The following is a 13,230-nucleotide window of genomic DNA, read 5'->3' as shown; positions in this document are numbered from 1 at the left end:
CAATGAAAACAAAATTCACTTTATTATTTATTCTTATTTCGTTTTTCTCTTTTTCTCAAGTGGAGGAAAAAAAACTCGATGAACTCATTCAGAATACTTTAAAAACTTTTGATGTTCCAGGAATGTCAGTTGGAGTTATTAAAGATGGAAAAATTGTTTATTCAAAAGGTTTTGGGGTAAGATCACTGACCACTAATCAGAAAATGACTGATGAAACATTAGTAGGGATTGCTTCTAATTCCAAAGGTTTTACGGCCACTGCTTTAGCAATGTTAGCAGATGAAGGAAAACTTAATCTTGATGATAAAGTTTCTAAATATATTCCAGAATTTCAAATGAATGATGCTTATGTTTCTAAAGAAATTACCATCAAAGATTTACTAACTCACCGTGCGGGTTTAGGTTTAGGGCAGGGTGACTTAATGTTTTTTCCTGAAGGCGGGACTATGACGGTGAATGATATTATCCACAACGTAAGATATTTGAAACCTGAGAATCCTTTCCGTACAACTTTGGATTATAACAATATAATGTTCATTGTAGCGGGAGAAGTTATTCATAGAGTTTCTGGTCTTTCTTGGGCAGAATTTATTGAGCAGAGAATCCTAAAACCTGTTGGAATGACTTCAAGTTTCGGAAGTTATAGCAGAGCAAAAGCAGCGAATGTTCAGAATATTATCGACGCTCATGCTCCGGTTAATGGAAAAGCAATTGCAGTTCCACATGACTGGAATGAGACCGCCAATGCTGCAGGTGGAATCATCAGCAATATCAAAGATATGAATACTTGGGCAGCGTTTTTAATCAATGGATTTACGACCAAAGAGGGAAAAAAACTCGTTTCAGATAAGCAAATTCAGCAATTATGGAATTTGCAGATTTCAACGCCGGTTGCATTGAAAAACCCATATGACTCCAACTTTGGTGGCTATGGTTTAGGTTGGTTTCTAACGGATGTGAAAGGGCACAAACAGGTATATCATACCGGTGGATTGATCGGTACAGTAACACAGTTTACTTTAATCCCGGATTTAAAATTAGGAATAGTCGTATTGACAAACCAACAGAGTGGTGCTGCGTTCAGCGCGATCACAAATACAATTAAGGAGTCGTATTTAGGAATGCCACAAAAAGATTGGGTAAAATTATATGGTGATAGAATGGATAAAGTGAATGCTGATTATGATAAAGATAAAAAAGAAATTTTCGCAAAATCAGAAGCATTTAAAAAAGATAAAAATAATCAAATCAAAAATGATCAGATTGTAGGGACTTATAAAGATCCATGGTTTGGTGAGGTCGTAATTTCCTCTGATGGCAAAACTTTTCGTATTTTCTGTAAGAATTCGCCGAGGTTGAAAGGAGAGTTGCTGCCTTATTCGTCCAATGTTATGATTGCTAAATGGGACGATAGAAGTTACGATGCAGATGCATTTGTAAATTTTCAGTTAGATGAAAATAGAAAAGCTACAGGAATGAAATTAAAACCAATTTCTGACGTGACAGATTTCAGTTTTGATTTTGAAGATTTGGATTTACAAAGAATGAAATAATCTAATTCAACAAAAATGAAAAACCTCACCGATTAATTTTGATGAGGTTTTTTTGTGGTAATTTCTTATTCTGATGTGGAAGATCTATGTATAAAACTGTCATTCCATATTTTGTAAAAATAAGATCATCTAAATCTTCTTCGGCTCATAAAAGAAAATCAGCTTTTTTGTAGCGCCATGAAATTCAGACCATGAATTACAATCTACTTGAAAACCGGCCACACCACAAGTTGGAAACATAAAAACATCTTCCGACATGCTGTTAGCAAAATTAGAAATGCCGTTGTTATGCGAGAACATCGCCACAGAATACAGGTCATCATCAATTTCTACCACGAGTGATTCAAAATTGTTTTCCGATGCATTATAGAGTTTTTGTAGTGTTTCGATTTCAATACCGTATTCTTTATTGAAGATTTCACATGTGGTAAGAGCCCGTAATGCGGGACTCGAAAGAAATTTATCGATCTGTATATTTTTATCTTTGAGAAAGTGAGCCATTTTTTCAGCATCATTAAAGCCTTTTTCCGCCAAAGGTCGGTCGAAATCATCCGTATTTTCGGGCCAATCACTTTTTGCGTGTCTTACAAGAATTAAAGTTTTCATGCTGAGATTATTTAAAACAATAAAATTATAAATTATTTTGATATGCAGACCTAAAAAAGATAAACCTGTACAAAATCATTTCAACAAAATTTTATTAAATTTGCAGACGATGGCACAAATTTTAGCAATTGATTACGGTAAAGCTCGGTGCGGTTTGGCTGCTACCGACGAAATGCAGATCATTGCGAGTGGTTTGGAAACTGTTCCCACCAAAGATATTTTTATATTTTTAAAAAAATATGTTGAGGATAATAACGTTGAAACAATCGTTATTGGACTTCCAACTGATTTAAAAGGGAATCTTAATGAGATAGAAACGAATATTTTGACGTTTATAGACCAATTTAAAATTGATTTTCCCGATATTGCGGTTGCGCGTTTTGATGAACGCTTTACCTCAAAAATGGCTTCTTTCTTTATATCGCAAAGTGGGAAGAACAAAAAGAAAAGACAAGAGAAAGGTTTGATTGATAAAGTGAGTGCAACATTAATTTTGCAAAACTATTTAGAGCAGAAACAAAGATGATATTACCGATTAGAGCATTTGGAGATGCTGTTTTAAGAAAACATTGCCATGAAATCAACAAAGATTATACTGAGTTGAAGCAATTGGTTGATAATATGTTTGAGACCATGCACAGTGCAAATGGCATTGGTTTGGCGGCACCGCAGATTGGCATAGATATTCGGCTTTTTGTGGTGGATTTATCTCCATTGGCAGAAGATGAGGATTATGAGGATATTGCAGATGAACTTAAACATTTTAAAAAGGTTTTTATCAATGCAAAAATCTTAGAAGAAAGTGGAGAAGAATGGAAATTCAACGAAGGTTGTCTTTCTATCCCAGATGTGCGCGAGGATGTGAAAAGAAAAGAGACGATTCTTATCGAATATTATGATGAAAATTTCGTTAAACATACTGACACCTTCTCAGATATGAGAGCGCGGGTTATTCAGCATGAATATGATCATATTGAGGGTATCTTGTTCACCGACCATCTGAGTTCTTTAAAGAAAAAATTAGTCAAAGGCAAATTAATGAAAATTTCTCAGGGAGAAGTTTCTGTGAATTACAAAATGAGATTTCCCAAATAGATTCCTTAAAAGTGGGACATAAAAAATAAATTAAATTCAAACAAATAACAAAAAAATGCAGTTAGAAAAAATAATTTCAATTTCCGGGAAACCTGGGCTTTACAAATTGATTTCGCAGTTGAAAAATGGTTTTATCGTTGAAGACGTGTTGACGAAAAAGAAAGCCAGTATTTCTAATTCTTCACAAGTAAGTTTGCTCGATAATATCGCGATGTTTACATCTGATAGTGAAGTTCCTTTGTTTGATGTTTTTGAAAATTTGGCAAAAAATGAAGATTACAAAGAAACAATCTCTCACAAAGCTTCAGAAGATGATTTACGTGAATTGATGACTAAATCTTTACCGGATTATGATAAAGAAAGAGTTTATGTTTCTGATATTAAAAAACTAGCACAATGGTATAATATCCTTCACAAAGCCGGATATATTACACCAGATAGTTTTGTGAAAGCTGAAATTGCGAAGGAAGAAGAGCCCGTAATTGCTGATAAAAAAGAGGCAAAAAAAGCAGCTCCCAAAACTGAAAAAGCAAAGACTCCAAAAGCAAAAGCATCTACTTCGTCTGCTAAATCTGCGCCGAAAAGTACGCATAGAAAAATGGGATAAATTCCTCTAGTATTTTAAAATTTACTTGGTTAAACGGGTCCTAATATTCGGGAATTCTCAAGTTTTTAAAAATTTTATTAAAACAAACATAATGATCACCTTGTCAAATTGCAAAATCTTGACAAGGTTTTTTTATTTAAACTAAATTTACATCTGGAATCTAATATCTAACATCAACCTATGAACTCAAGACAGGAACAACTCGAAGCTTTCAACCGGTTACTCGATATCATGAATGATCTGCGGGAAAAATGTCCGTGGGATCAGAAGCAAACGCTACAATCACTTCGCCATTTGACTTTGGAAGAAGTTTACGAACTTTCGGATGCTTTGCTCGAAGAGGATTTACCGGAGATCAAAAAAGAGTTGGGCGATGTTTTACTGCATCTGGTTTTCTATGCAAAAATTGGATCCGAAAAAGGAAGTTTCGATATTGCGGATGTCATCAATTCTTTAAATGAAAAATTAATTTTCCGTCATCCCCATATTTATGGCGATGTTGAGGTTAAAGATGAAGAAGAAGTAAAACAAAACTGGGAAAAACTGAAGTTGAAAGAAGGCAACAAATCGGTACTTTCGGGGGTTACGAAAGGAACGCCGAGTTTAATAAAAGCCTATCGCATTCAGGATAAAGTAAAAGGAATTGGTTTTGAATTTGCTAATGCCGAAGATGCATGGAAAAAAGTAGATGAGGAATTGGCAGAATTTCACGCCGAAACTAATATGGATAAAAAGGAACAGGAATTAGGAGATGTCTTTTTCTCATTGATCAATTATGCGAGAATTTCGGGGATTAATCCCGATACCGCTTTAGAAAGAACCAATAATAAATTCATCAGCAGATTCCAGAAAATGGAAAATTTGGCTATAGACAAAAATTTAAATTTAGCTGATTTGAGTTTAGAAGAAATGGATGAACTTTGGGAAGAGGCCAAGAAAAGTGAATAAACCTCCAGAATTCTGAAGGTTTAAATTTATTTGGACAGCTTTTTCCGCTTTCCATTTCCGATTTTCTCTTGCATTACGTTGCATGAAAAAGAGCTGCGTTCGAATCACGAAAGTAATTCGACGATTCCATTAATAAAATAGAAATCAGAGAGTCCATTTTGGCTGTAAAGTTCCGTTCTATGACGAAGTTCTGATTTAATTGAAATGCTGGTGATATTTCTCCATCGATTCTTTGAGTTCGCCGACAATATGATTTGCCTCTTCTCTGTTTTCTGCATTTTTAAGCTTTTCAATTTCTTTCATGTGAGGCGCTAACCAGGCGTGAAGATTGTCATGCGGCGTTCCTGTCATGGTACAGCTTTTTACAAGATTTTCATTGGTATTCTCCAAGGTGGTCGCTAACATTTTATAATCACCGTCTGCCGGTTTGTAGGTATTAAGCTGAGTTTCAGTTTCGGCGACGTAAGGTTTCATTTCTGCATTTACAGGCCATTTTTCACCATTGTTTAATTCCAGTTTTACCGATTCGTCGTGATCTTCAGATTTTTCGTGATCATCATGATTTGCATGATCGTCCGTCACATTTTGTTCAGTTGATGCTATATCGTTGTTTTGATCGGTAACGATTTCCTGTTTTTTCTCACAAGAAACTACGATTGCTAAACCCAATAGGGCTGATAAAATAATCTTTTTCATTTTTTAAAATATTTTGTTGTAATTAATAATAGGGTCGTTGTTACTCCTAGCCGAAAAGCCATGGCTCCCACGGTCTTTGTTTCATATAAACCACCATTATTTATATGAATAAATAAACCGATATAAGCCAGAATCAAAATGATTACAGAGATCATCAATGGAATAATTGCCCATTTGTTTCCTTTCCATATTCCGTACGCGGAAACTAAGTAAAGAAGTCCACAAACAAAGTTCGCCCAAACAATACCAGCGACATAATTTCCTTCTTTTTCGCGCATTCCGAACCAGTCGAAGAGGACAGAACTGCTGACAAAAACAGTCACCAATCCAAAGAGTAGGAGGGCTGCAAAAAGTAATCTGGTTTTCATAATTCTAAATATTTAAAGGTAAGGATATATAATTCGTTTTGTTATGATTTGCATCAGTAATCGATTATAAGATCTGCGGTTTTCACTTTGAGCCTAAGAATGTAAAGTCATTAAAGAAAAAGATCTAAAGGAGTTTTTTACGCTGTTTTATTCATCCTTAATGAATCTTTTAAATTCGTTCTTACACCCTAATGGTATAATTTTCTACCTTCTAACTTCTAACTTCTAACTTCTAACTTGTTTTTTGATAACGCAAGACTGCCCAGGTAATTACCACGATCCCCAGCAAAGTGATAAACCCAAAGTGGGGGAGTAAATCCATAAAACTACTGTCTTTCAACATAATTAACCGAACGCCATCTACACCGTAAGTGACAGGGTTTAAGTATGCAATATATTTTGCCCAATCGGTCATGCTTTGGGTCGGGGTAAAAAGTCCGCTCATGAGAATGAAGATCATCATAAAGAAAAATACCATAAACATAGACTGTTGCTGTGTATCACTGTACACGGAGGCCAAAAGTCCCATTCCCAGAATCGCGATCAGATACACCGAAATAAAGGCATAGAGTAAGAGAAAACTTCCCTGCATCTGGATTTTATAAACAAATATCGTCACTAAAAGTCCAATAGTAAAAGCGACCATGGATAAGATCCAGAACGGAATGAGTTTACCCAGAATGAAATCTCTTTTCTTAATGGGCGATACATTGATCTGTTCGATGGTTCCAATTTCTTTTTCTTCAACGATATTTAACGCGGTTAAATAACCTCCAATCAAGGTGACGAGAAATGCTAAAATTCCGGGCACCAAAGAAAGGCGGTAATTGTAGTTTTCATTGAACCAGAAGTTCGGTATGATTTCTAAACCGGAAATTTTCTTTGCACTTTCCAGTTCGGGATTCATTTCTAACTGAACCTGTTGATTGTAATTCTGTAAGATCTGACCTAAATAACTGGCGGAAAGTCCGGCTTTTGTTCCGTTGATGGCGTTGATAGCGATGAGTACTTTTTCATTGTTTTCGCGCACGAGATCTTTTTCAAAGTTATTGGGGATTTCGAGGATCAGATCAATTTTATCTTTTTCAACTTCAAGGTAAGCATCGTTATAGTTCTCGCCGTAATCCATGATTTTGAAATATCCGGAAGCCGTAATTTTACGGATCAGTTCACGGGATTCCGTCGATTTGTCATGGTCAACTACAGCAATCTTAATATCTTTTATTTCATAATTGGCAGCTAAAGGAAGAATCACCAACTGGATCACTGGCATAACGAAAATGATAGCTAATATCGACTTGTTCCTGAAGATCTGCAGGAATTCTTTTTTGATTAATATGGAAAGTGTTCTGAACATATTTTTGTCTATTAACTTTTATCTATCAGCGAAGCGGTCTGTCATCTCCTCTCTATTCTAATCGGATTTTAAATTTTTTCACTGCGATGACAAACAATACCATCATCATGCCGACAAGAACTAAAACGTGTTTCCAAATGACTTCTAAACCGGTTCCTTTGATCATTATATTTTTAACAATTTCATAATACCATTTTGCGGGAATTGCATTTCCGATTATTTGTAAAGGCACCGGCATATTTTCCACCGGAAACATAAAACCGCTCAACATCAAAGTTGGTAACATTGTTCCCACGAGCGCGATGAGCATTGCGGTTTGTTGACTTTCCGTTACAATTGAAATAACGATTCCTAATAGCAGATTGGTGATGATGAAGATGATGCTGACGCCGAAAAGTAAAAAAACGTTTCCTTTAATGGGTAAATTGAGGACCGAAACGCTTAAGATAAGAATGGAGATTAAAATGATCATCGACAAAATGAAGTAGGGAATTGCCTTGGCTAAAATGATAATGTAAGGTTTCATAGGCGATACCAGCAATACTTCCATGGTGCCCATTTCTTTTTCGCGCACGATCGCTATGGCAGTCATCAAAACGCAAATAATCAAAAGAATTAAAGCCATAACGCCGGGAACAAAATTCGGTGCTCCTTTGAGTTGTGGATTGTACAGCATTCGGATCTCGGGTTGTACACCGGAAATCTTTTGCAGTGTTTGCTGGCCGTAAAAATCCATGATAATATTGGACATGAAATTATAGATCTGGTTCGCCATATTTAGGTCGGTTCCGTCGGTAATCAACTGCAATTGGGCTTTTTTTCCTTCGATCAGGTTCTCAGAAAACTTTTGAGGAATGACCAGAATCATTTTTATTTTTCCACCTTTGAAAGCGTTTTCAGCTTCATTAATGGATTTCAAATCTTTATTGATCTCGAAATATTGATTGGCAGCTACTTTAGAAACCAACTCGATGGAATTTTGGGTTTTATCCTGATCGAGCACGCCAATTTTAGTGTTTTTCACTTCTGTACTTAAAGCGAAACCGAATAAAAGAACCTGTATAACCGGCATTCCGAAAAGGACCAACAACGTTCTTTTGTCACGCAAAACGTGCCAGAATTCTTTTTTTACAAAAGTGATTAACTGTTTCATTTATTTTAGTCAACTCTTTTCGCGCCTCTCGCCAGTTCATAAAAAACATCATCCATATTTTCGGCACTGAATTGTTTTTTCAGATTTGCGGGTGTGTCCAACGCTGCAATTTTTCCATCTACCATGATCGAAACCCGGTCGCAATATTCGGCTTCATCCATATAATGCGTGGTGACAAAAATGGTAATTCCACGATCAGAAGCTTCATAGATCATATTCCAAAACTGTCGACGCGTGACGGGATCAACTCCGCCGGTGGGTTCATCTAAAAAGACGATCTGCGGATTGTGAAAAATGGCGACTGAAAACGCCAGTTTCTGTTTCCAACCTAAAGGAAGTTCTGAAACCAGTTTGTTTTTCTCCTTTTCTAAACCGAGTTCTTTAATCAATGCTTCGCCTTTTGTTTTCAATTCTTTTCGAGGAATTCCGTAGATCCCACCGAAGAAATTTAGATTTTCTTTTACGGTTAAATTGCCGTATAAAGAAAATTTTTGACTCATGTAACCAATGTTTTTTTTGATCTTCTCCGTTTCTTTATAAACATCGAATCCAGCGACAGTCGCAGTGCCGGAAGTCGGAATTGAAAGTCCGCTGAACATTCTCATAGCTGTGGTTTTTCCCGCACCGTTAGCCCCGAGGAAACCAAAGATCTCTCCTTTTTTCACCTCAAAAGTGATGTAATCCACCGCAGTGAAATCACCAAAAACTTTGGTAATATTTTCTGCTTTAATGGCGATATCTTGAGGTTCTGTTTTCATTATTACTGAGCTAATAAGCGGATAAAACTATCTTCGATGCTGGCTTTTATCGGATTGATTTCGATGTTTTCGAATCCTTCTTTTCGTAGATATTCTTCAATTCTTGAGGGGTTGATGTTATCATTTTTATCGAGAGTTAAATGCACAAATTCACCGTAAGCATATACATTTTTCTTGTGGTCAAATTCTCCTAAAGCTTTTAAAACTGCAGAAGTTCTTCCTGCTTTTACTTCAAAAATATAATCGGGATATGAATTGCTGATGTTTTCTGGAGTGTCAATAGACAATATTTTACCGTTTTGCATTAAGCCAATTCTGTCACATAATGCAGCTTCATCCATATATGGTGTTGCAACAACGATGGTGATTTCCTGTTTTTTTAAACGTTGCAGCATTTCCCAGAACTCTTTGCGTGAAACCGGATCCACTCCCGTTGTAGGTTCGTCCAGAAATAAGACTTTCGGTTTATGGATTAAAGCGCAGCATAAAGCGAGTTTCTGTTTCATTCCACCAGACAATTTTCCTGCTCTTCTATTTTTAAAAGGTTCAATTTGAACATAAATGTCTTTAATCAAATCATAATTTTCTGCAATCGTCGTATTAAAAACGCTGGCGAAAAACTCCAGATTTTCCTCAATGGTTAAATCCTGGTAAAGCGAAAACCGTCCGGGCATGTAACCCAGAATCGTCCGGATTTCTTTATAGTCTTTTACTATATTCAATCCTTCTATCGATGCCGCACCTGAGTCGGGCAGAAGAACAGTTGTAAGCATCCTGAAAATGGAAGTTTTTCCAGCACCATCGGGACCAATCAAACCAAAGATTTCACCGTGATCTACATCGAAACTCACGTCGTCAACCGCAAGAACTTTGTCGTTTTTCTTGCCGTAGGTTTTGGTGAGATTGTTGACGATGATTGATTTCATAAGCAGGTTTCAGGCTATAGTTGCCAGGTTTTAGTCTTGTATTTATAATTACAAAAGTCACAAAAGCTTTTCTATTTAAAGTTGGAACTGAGGATAGAAAAAAGTTTTTCTTTAGGTTAAATTGTGCACTTTAATGAGAATTTTTAATTTTTAAAAGTATTTTTCTTTTACCGTGATCGAGGTTGAACTAAAATTTTATATCTCCGTACATTCCGATTTTGAGAAAGCCGTCGTTTTTAACATGGATTTTTACAGCATAAACAAGGTTGGCTCTTTCATTTTTGGTTTGAATGGTTTTCGGCGTAAATTCGGCTTTTGAACTGATCCAGTAAATTGTTCCCGGAAGTTCTTTCGTTTTTCTATCTCCCGCATCGATGAGGATTTTTACTTGTTGGCCTATTTTTATCTGAGGCAACTGATCGCCGGTTACGAATGATTTTAAGGTCATTACCTCTAAATTTGCTATTTTGAAAATCGGTTTTCCAATGGTAGCGAATTCCCCCTGATTTAAATATTTCGTCAGTACTATTCCGGAGATTGGACTTTCAATCGTGTTATTTTTCAACTGCTCATCTATTTGATCCACTTTTTTCTGAGTTGGTTCTCTTTCACTTAATATTGCGCGGTTTTGAATTGAAACATTTTCTTTGGCAGTTGAAATTTGTTGTTGCAAAATGTTCAGTTGGCTTTGGGCTGCCGTGATTTGTTTTTGGATGACTTTAATCTGACCATTTGCATCGTCAAGTTGCTTTTTTGTTGCCGCATCTTTCGCTACCAAATTAGCGGTTCTGTTTCTTTCCCGAACGGCATTTTGAAGCTGTTCCTGCAAAATGGAAACATTGGCATTCTGACCTGAAATTTGGGTTTGTAAAACCTGGATTTGAGGTAGCGCAGAAGTGGTTTTTTGATTGATGGCGTTCATGCTTGCAATCACCTGCTCTTTTTGGAGTTCTATATTTTTCGGATCGATTTCACCTACTTTTTCGTTAAGTGCCAACTGCTGACCTTCTTCCACATTCAGGTTCAGGATGGTTCCGTTCGCTTTTGCAGTAACCAAGATTTCGTCTGTCTCGAAAGTTCCGGAAGCATCGTAGGAATCCGCTGCGTTGTTACAGGAAAACGATACGAATGTTGCGAGTAAGAAGATATATTTTTTCATGTTAGGATCGTTTTTTTTTGTTTTCATAATGCCACGCTACGGCGTTGATACTGAGCTTTTATATTAAAATAATCTCATTCCTTCAGAATTTTATCTAAATGGAATGATCTCACGTTGTTTTTTATTTTAGAACTTTCAACTGAATATTAAGTTCTTCTTCGTTTAATGTCACGCCTTCGGCGTTGAGACTGAGCTTTTCTTTTATATTAGAATAATCTCATTCCTTTGGAATTTTACCTAAATGCAATAATCTTACGTTGTTTTTTATTTTTGAACTTTCAACTGAATATTAAGTTCTTCTTCGTTTAATGTCACGCCTTCGGCGTTGATACTGAGCTTTTCTTTTATATTAGAATAATCTCATTCCTTCGGAATTTTACCTAAATGCAATAATCTTACGTTGTTTTTTATTTTTGAACTTTCAACTGAATATTAAGTTCTTCTTCGTTTAATGTCACGCCTTCGGCGTTGATACTGAGCGTTCCTTTTATATTAAAATAATTTCATTCCTTCGGAATTTTATCTAAATGGAATGATCTTACGTTGTTTTTTATTTTTGAACTTTCAACTGAATATTAAGTTCTTCTTCGTTTAATGTCACGCCTTCGGAGTTGATACTGAGCGTTCCTTTTATATTAAAATAATCTCATTCCTTCGGAATTTTTAAAACTGATAAATGCATTTAATATTTTGCTTTTCTAAACCGTAAAATTTAAGTTGTCTATTGTCTATTGTCTATTGTCTATTGATTCAGTTGCGCCTTGAGATTGTACTGTGTTAACAGATATTGTATCTCGTGCAGGATCTGCTGATTTTTTGTGCGATCGAGTTCATTGACTTCCCGCAGATAATCATTCGTCGTAATGACGCCGTTTTCCAGTTGGGCTAAAGAGGCATTTTTAATGCTTTCCCGTAATTCGATGAGTTCGTTGTCCTTATTAATAAGTTGTTGGATTTTATCCAGGTCGTTGTTGTTCTGTATGGTTTGAAATTGCTGATTGAAAAGGAAGTTTTGTTTTTGTACGTCTATTTCCTGCTGTTGCGTTTCTACCAAAGCCAGATCATTTTTCTTCGTGTAAAATCCGGAGATAGGGATGTTCAAACGCAAACCGGCCATATAGAAAATATCGAATTGATTTTTCAACATATTGAAGCCCGGTTTTCCATAGCCACCCTGGAAAAAAGCTCCTAATTTTGGAAGATTTTTGGAGTTGATGTTTGACTTCTGCTGTTCTAAGCTGAGTTTTTGTAACTCAAAGAGTTTGAGTTCTGCCCGTTTATTTTCATCCTGAATTAGAATTTTCTCCGGTCTTTTGAGCGTGATATTTTCATCTAAAGTTTTATGAATAAAAAGAGAAAGCATTTGTAGCAGACTTTTTTTAGTGGACTGTAGTTCCATTTCTTTCTGCTCCAGATTTACTAATTGTGCTTTTAGAACATCAACATTACTTCTAAAGATAACCCCGTTTTCCAATTGTGCTTTGGCTTTTTTCAGTCCGCTTGATAAGTCAGATCTAGTAAGTCCCAGCTGTTGAAGCTGTTCATCAGTTTGTAGAATTCCGAAATAGATCTGGTTGATTCGTATTTCCAGTAGATCGGTCTCGACTTCGGTTTTCTGCAGTTCAATTTCAGAATTGATAGTGGCCATTTTTTTCTGATTGGCGATCATTCCGCCATCGTAAATATTTTGTTGAACATCTGCATATACTTTGTACTGATCTTTACTCACCGGCTCGATGGTCATATTAGGCAGTTGGAGTGGGAGCTCGATGACCTCGTTCTGATAGCTTGCCTGCCCCACAATTTGGATCTGCGGCAGCCATCCTTTCGCAGCATTCTGAATCGTGTATTCCTTGGTTTTGGCGATCAGATCATATCTTTTGAGGAGTGGATAATTCTGCTTTGCCAAACCGTAACATTCTTCTAAGGTCAACGTTTGCGCATTGCCGGAAAAGAAGAGAAGGAGGAAAAGGTATTTTATATGTTTCACTACAGATGATTTAG

General features: G+C 36.2%; 14 protein-coding genes. 5 read left to right on the top strand and 9 right to left on the bottom strand.

The genetic code is table 11. The annotated features are described in order from the left end of the window. Positions 1 to 2 precede the first annotated feature (2 nt). Positions 3 to 1,553: a serine hydrolase gene (locus FNJ88_RS01875; RefSeq protein WP_143851471.1), complete on the top strand. Its 1,551-nt coding sequence runs from the start codon at positions 3 to 5 to the stop codon at positions 1,551 to 1,553. 129 nt (positions 1,554 to 1,682) lie between these two features. Here the strand turns inward: FNJ88_RS01875 and FNJ88_RS01870 are convergent, their stop codons facing one another. Further along, positions 1,683 to 2,159, bottom strand: coding sequence for a SixA phosphatase family protein (locus tag FNJ88_RS01870; RefSeq protein ID WP_143851470.1), 477 nt, complete (start codon positions 2,157 to 2,159; stop codon positions 1,683 to 1,685). A 109-nt stretch (positions 2,160 to 2,268) separates the two neighbouring features. On the opposite strand from FNJ88_RS01870, the gene ruvX reads away from it, so the two are divergent. From ruvX to mazG, 4 genes are all read left to right on the top strand, one after another. Next, on the top strand, positions 2,269 to 2,685 hold the full coding sequence (gene ruvX, locus FNJ88_RS01865) for a Holliday junction resolvase RuvX (protein ID WP_143851469.1): 417 nt from the start codon (positions 2,269 to 2,271) through the stop codon (positions 2,683 to 2,685). Further along, positions 2,682 to 3,254 (top strand): peptide deformylase, encoded by a 573-nt coding sequence (def, locus tag FNJ88_RS01860; RefSeq protein ID WP_143851468.1) that lies wholly within the window; start codon positions 2,682 to 2,684, stop codon positions 3,252 to 3,254. The genes ruvX and def overlap by 4 nt, the downstream gene beginning before the upstream one ends. A gap of 55 nt (positions 3,255 to 3,309) precedes the next feature. Then, positions 3,310 to 3,861: a DUF5606 domain-containing protein gene (locus FNJ88_RS01855; protein WP_143851467.1), complete on the top strand. Its 552-nt coding sequence runs from the start codon at positions 3,310 to 3,312 to the stop codon at positions 3,859 to 3,861. Positions 3,862 to 4,041: 180 nt separating this feature from the next. Continuing rightward, entirely contained in the window at positions 4,042 to 4,809 is a 768-nt protein-coding gene (gene mazG / locus FNJ88_RS01850; RefSeq protein ID WP_143851466.1) for a nucleoside triphosphate pyrophosphohydrolase, read from the top strand. Positions 4,810 to 5,004: 195 nt separating this feature from the next. On the opposite strand, the gene FNJ88_RS01845 is transcribed toward mazG, so the two are convergent. From FNJ88_RS01845 to FNJ88_RS01810, 8 genes are all read right to left on the bottom strand, one after another. Next, positions 5,005 to 5,505: a hypothetical protein gene (locus tag FNJ88_RS01845; protein ID WP_143851465.1), complete on the bottom strand. Its 501-nt coding sequence runs from the start codon at positions 5,503 to 5,505 to the stop codon at positions 5,005 to 5,007. Then, entirely contained in the window at positions 5,502 to 5,873 is a 372-nt protein-coding gene (locus FNJ88_RS01840) for a hypothetical protein (protein WP_143851464.1), read from the bottom strand. The genes FNJ88_RS01845 and FNJ88_RS01840 overlap by 4 nt, the downstream gene beginning before the upstream one ends. A gap of 232 nt (positions 5,874 to 6,105) precedes the next feature. After that, positions 6,106 to 7,230: an ABC-2 transporter permease gene (locus tag FNJ88_RS01835; protein WP_143851463.1), complete on the bottom strand. Its 1,125-nt coding sequence runs from the start codon at positions 7,228 to 7,230 to the stop codon at positions 6,106 to 6,108. A gap of 52 nt (positions 7,231 to 7,282) precedes the next feature. Then, positions 7,283 to 8,383 (bottom strand): ABC transporter permease, encoded by a 1,101-nt coding sequence (locus tag FNJ88_RS01830; protein ID WP_143851462.1) that lies wholly within the window; start codon positions 8,381 to 8,383, stop codon positions 7,283 to 7,285. Between the two features lie 5 nt (positions 8,384 to 8,388). Further along, positions 8,389 to 9,141: an ABC transporter ATP-binding protein gene (locus FNJ88_RS01825; protein ID WP_143851461.1), complete on the bottom strand. Its 753-nt coding sequence runs from the start codon at positions 9,139 to 9,141 to the stop codon at positions 8,389 to 8,391. A 2-nt stretch (positions 9,142 to 9,143) separates the two neighbouring features. Further along, a complete protein-coding gene (locus tag FNJ88_RS01820; RefSeq protein ID WP_143851460.1) occupies positions 9,144 to 10,067 on the bottom strand; it encodes an ABC transporter ATP-binding protein in 924 nt (307 codons plus the stop codon). Positions 10,068 to 10,254: 187 nt separating this feature from the next. Continuing rightward, on the bottom strand, positions 10,255 to 11,226 hold the full coding sequence (locus tag FNJ88_RS01815) for an HlyD family secretion protein (protein ID WP_143851459.1): 972 nt from the start codon (positions 11,224 to 11,226) through the stop codon (positions 10,255 to 10,257). Positions 11,227 to 11,968: 742 nt separating this feature from the next. After that, entirely contained in the window at positions 11,969 to 13,216 is a 1,248-nt protein-coding gene (locus FNJ88_RS01810; RefSeq protein WP_143851458.1) for a TolC family protein, read from the bottom strand. Between the last annotated feature and the right edge of the window lie 14 nt (positions 13,217 to 13,230).

Origin of the sequence: Chryseobacterium sp. SNU WT5 (assembly GCF_007362475.1) — a bacterium.
In the GTDB taxonomy this organism is placed as follows: domain Bacteria; phylum Bacteroidota; class Bacteroidia; order Flavobacteriales; family Weeksellaceae; genus Kaistella.
The sequence above is the reverse complement of the archived record's forward strand: the minus strand, read 5'-3'. Positions and strand labels throughout refer to the sequence as shown.

What these genes read in the sequence shown, in the direction of transcription:
- FNJ88_RS01840 (WP_143851464.1), bottom strand. Translation starts at nt 5,873, where the DNA reads ATGAAAACCAGATTACTTTTTGCAGCCCTCCTACTCTTTGGATTGGTG.
- FNJ88_RS01835 (WP_143851463.1), bottom strand. Translation starts at nt 7,230, where the DNA reads ATGTTCAGAACACTTTCCATATTAATCAAAAAAGAATTCCTGCAGATC.
- FNJ88_RS01815 (WP_143851459.1), bottom strand. Translation starts at nt 11,226, where the DNA reads ATGAAAAAATATATCTTCTTACTCGCAACATTCGTATCGTTTTCCTGT.
- FNJ88_RS01820 (WP_143851460.1), bottom strand. Translation starts at nt 10,067, where the DNA reads ATGAAATCAATCATCGTCAACAATCTCACCAAAACCTACGGCAAGAAA.
- mazG (WP_143851466.1), top strand. Translation starts at nt 4,042, where the DNA reads ATGAACTCAAGACAGGAACAACTCGAAGCTTTCAACCGGTTACTCGAT.
- def (WP_143851468.1), top strand. Translation starts at nt 2,682, where the DNA reads ATGATATTACCGATTAGAGCATTTGGAGATGCTGTTTTAAGAAAACAT.
- FNJ88_RS01875 (WP_143851471.1), top strand. Translation starts at nt 3, where the DNA reads ATGAAAACAAAATTCACTTTATTATTTATTCTTATTTCGTTTTTCTCT.
- FNJ88_RS01870 (WP_143851470.1), bottom strand. Translation starts at nt 2,159, where the DNA reads ATGAAAACTTTAATTCTTGTAAGACACGCAAAAAGTGATTGGCCCGAA.
- ruvX (WP_143851469.1), top strand. Translation starts at nt 2,269, where the DNA reads ATGGCACAAATTTTAGCAATTGATTACGGTAAAGCTCGGTGCGGTTTG.
- FNJ88_RS01855 (WP_143851467.1), top strand. Translation starts at nt 3,310, where the DNA reads ATGCAGTTAGAAAAAATAATTTCAATTTCCGGGAAACCTGGGCTTTAC.
- FNJ88_RS01845 (WP_143851465.1), bottom strand. Translation starts at nt 5,505, where the DNA reads ATGAAAAAGATTATTTTATCAGCCCTATTGGGTTTAGCAATCGTAGTT.
- FNJ88_RS01825 (WP_143851461.1), bottom strand. Translation starts at nt 9,141, where the DNA reads ATGAAAACAGAACCTCAAGATATCGCCATTAAAGCAGAAAATATTACC.
- FNJ88_RS01830 (WP_143851462.1), bottom strand. Translation starts at nt 8,383, where the DNA reads ATGAAACAGTTAATCACTTTTGTAAAAAAAGAATTCTGGCACGTTTTG.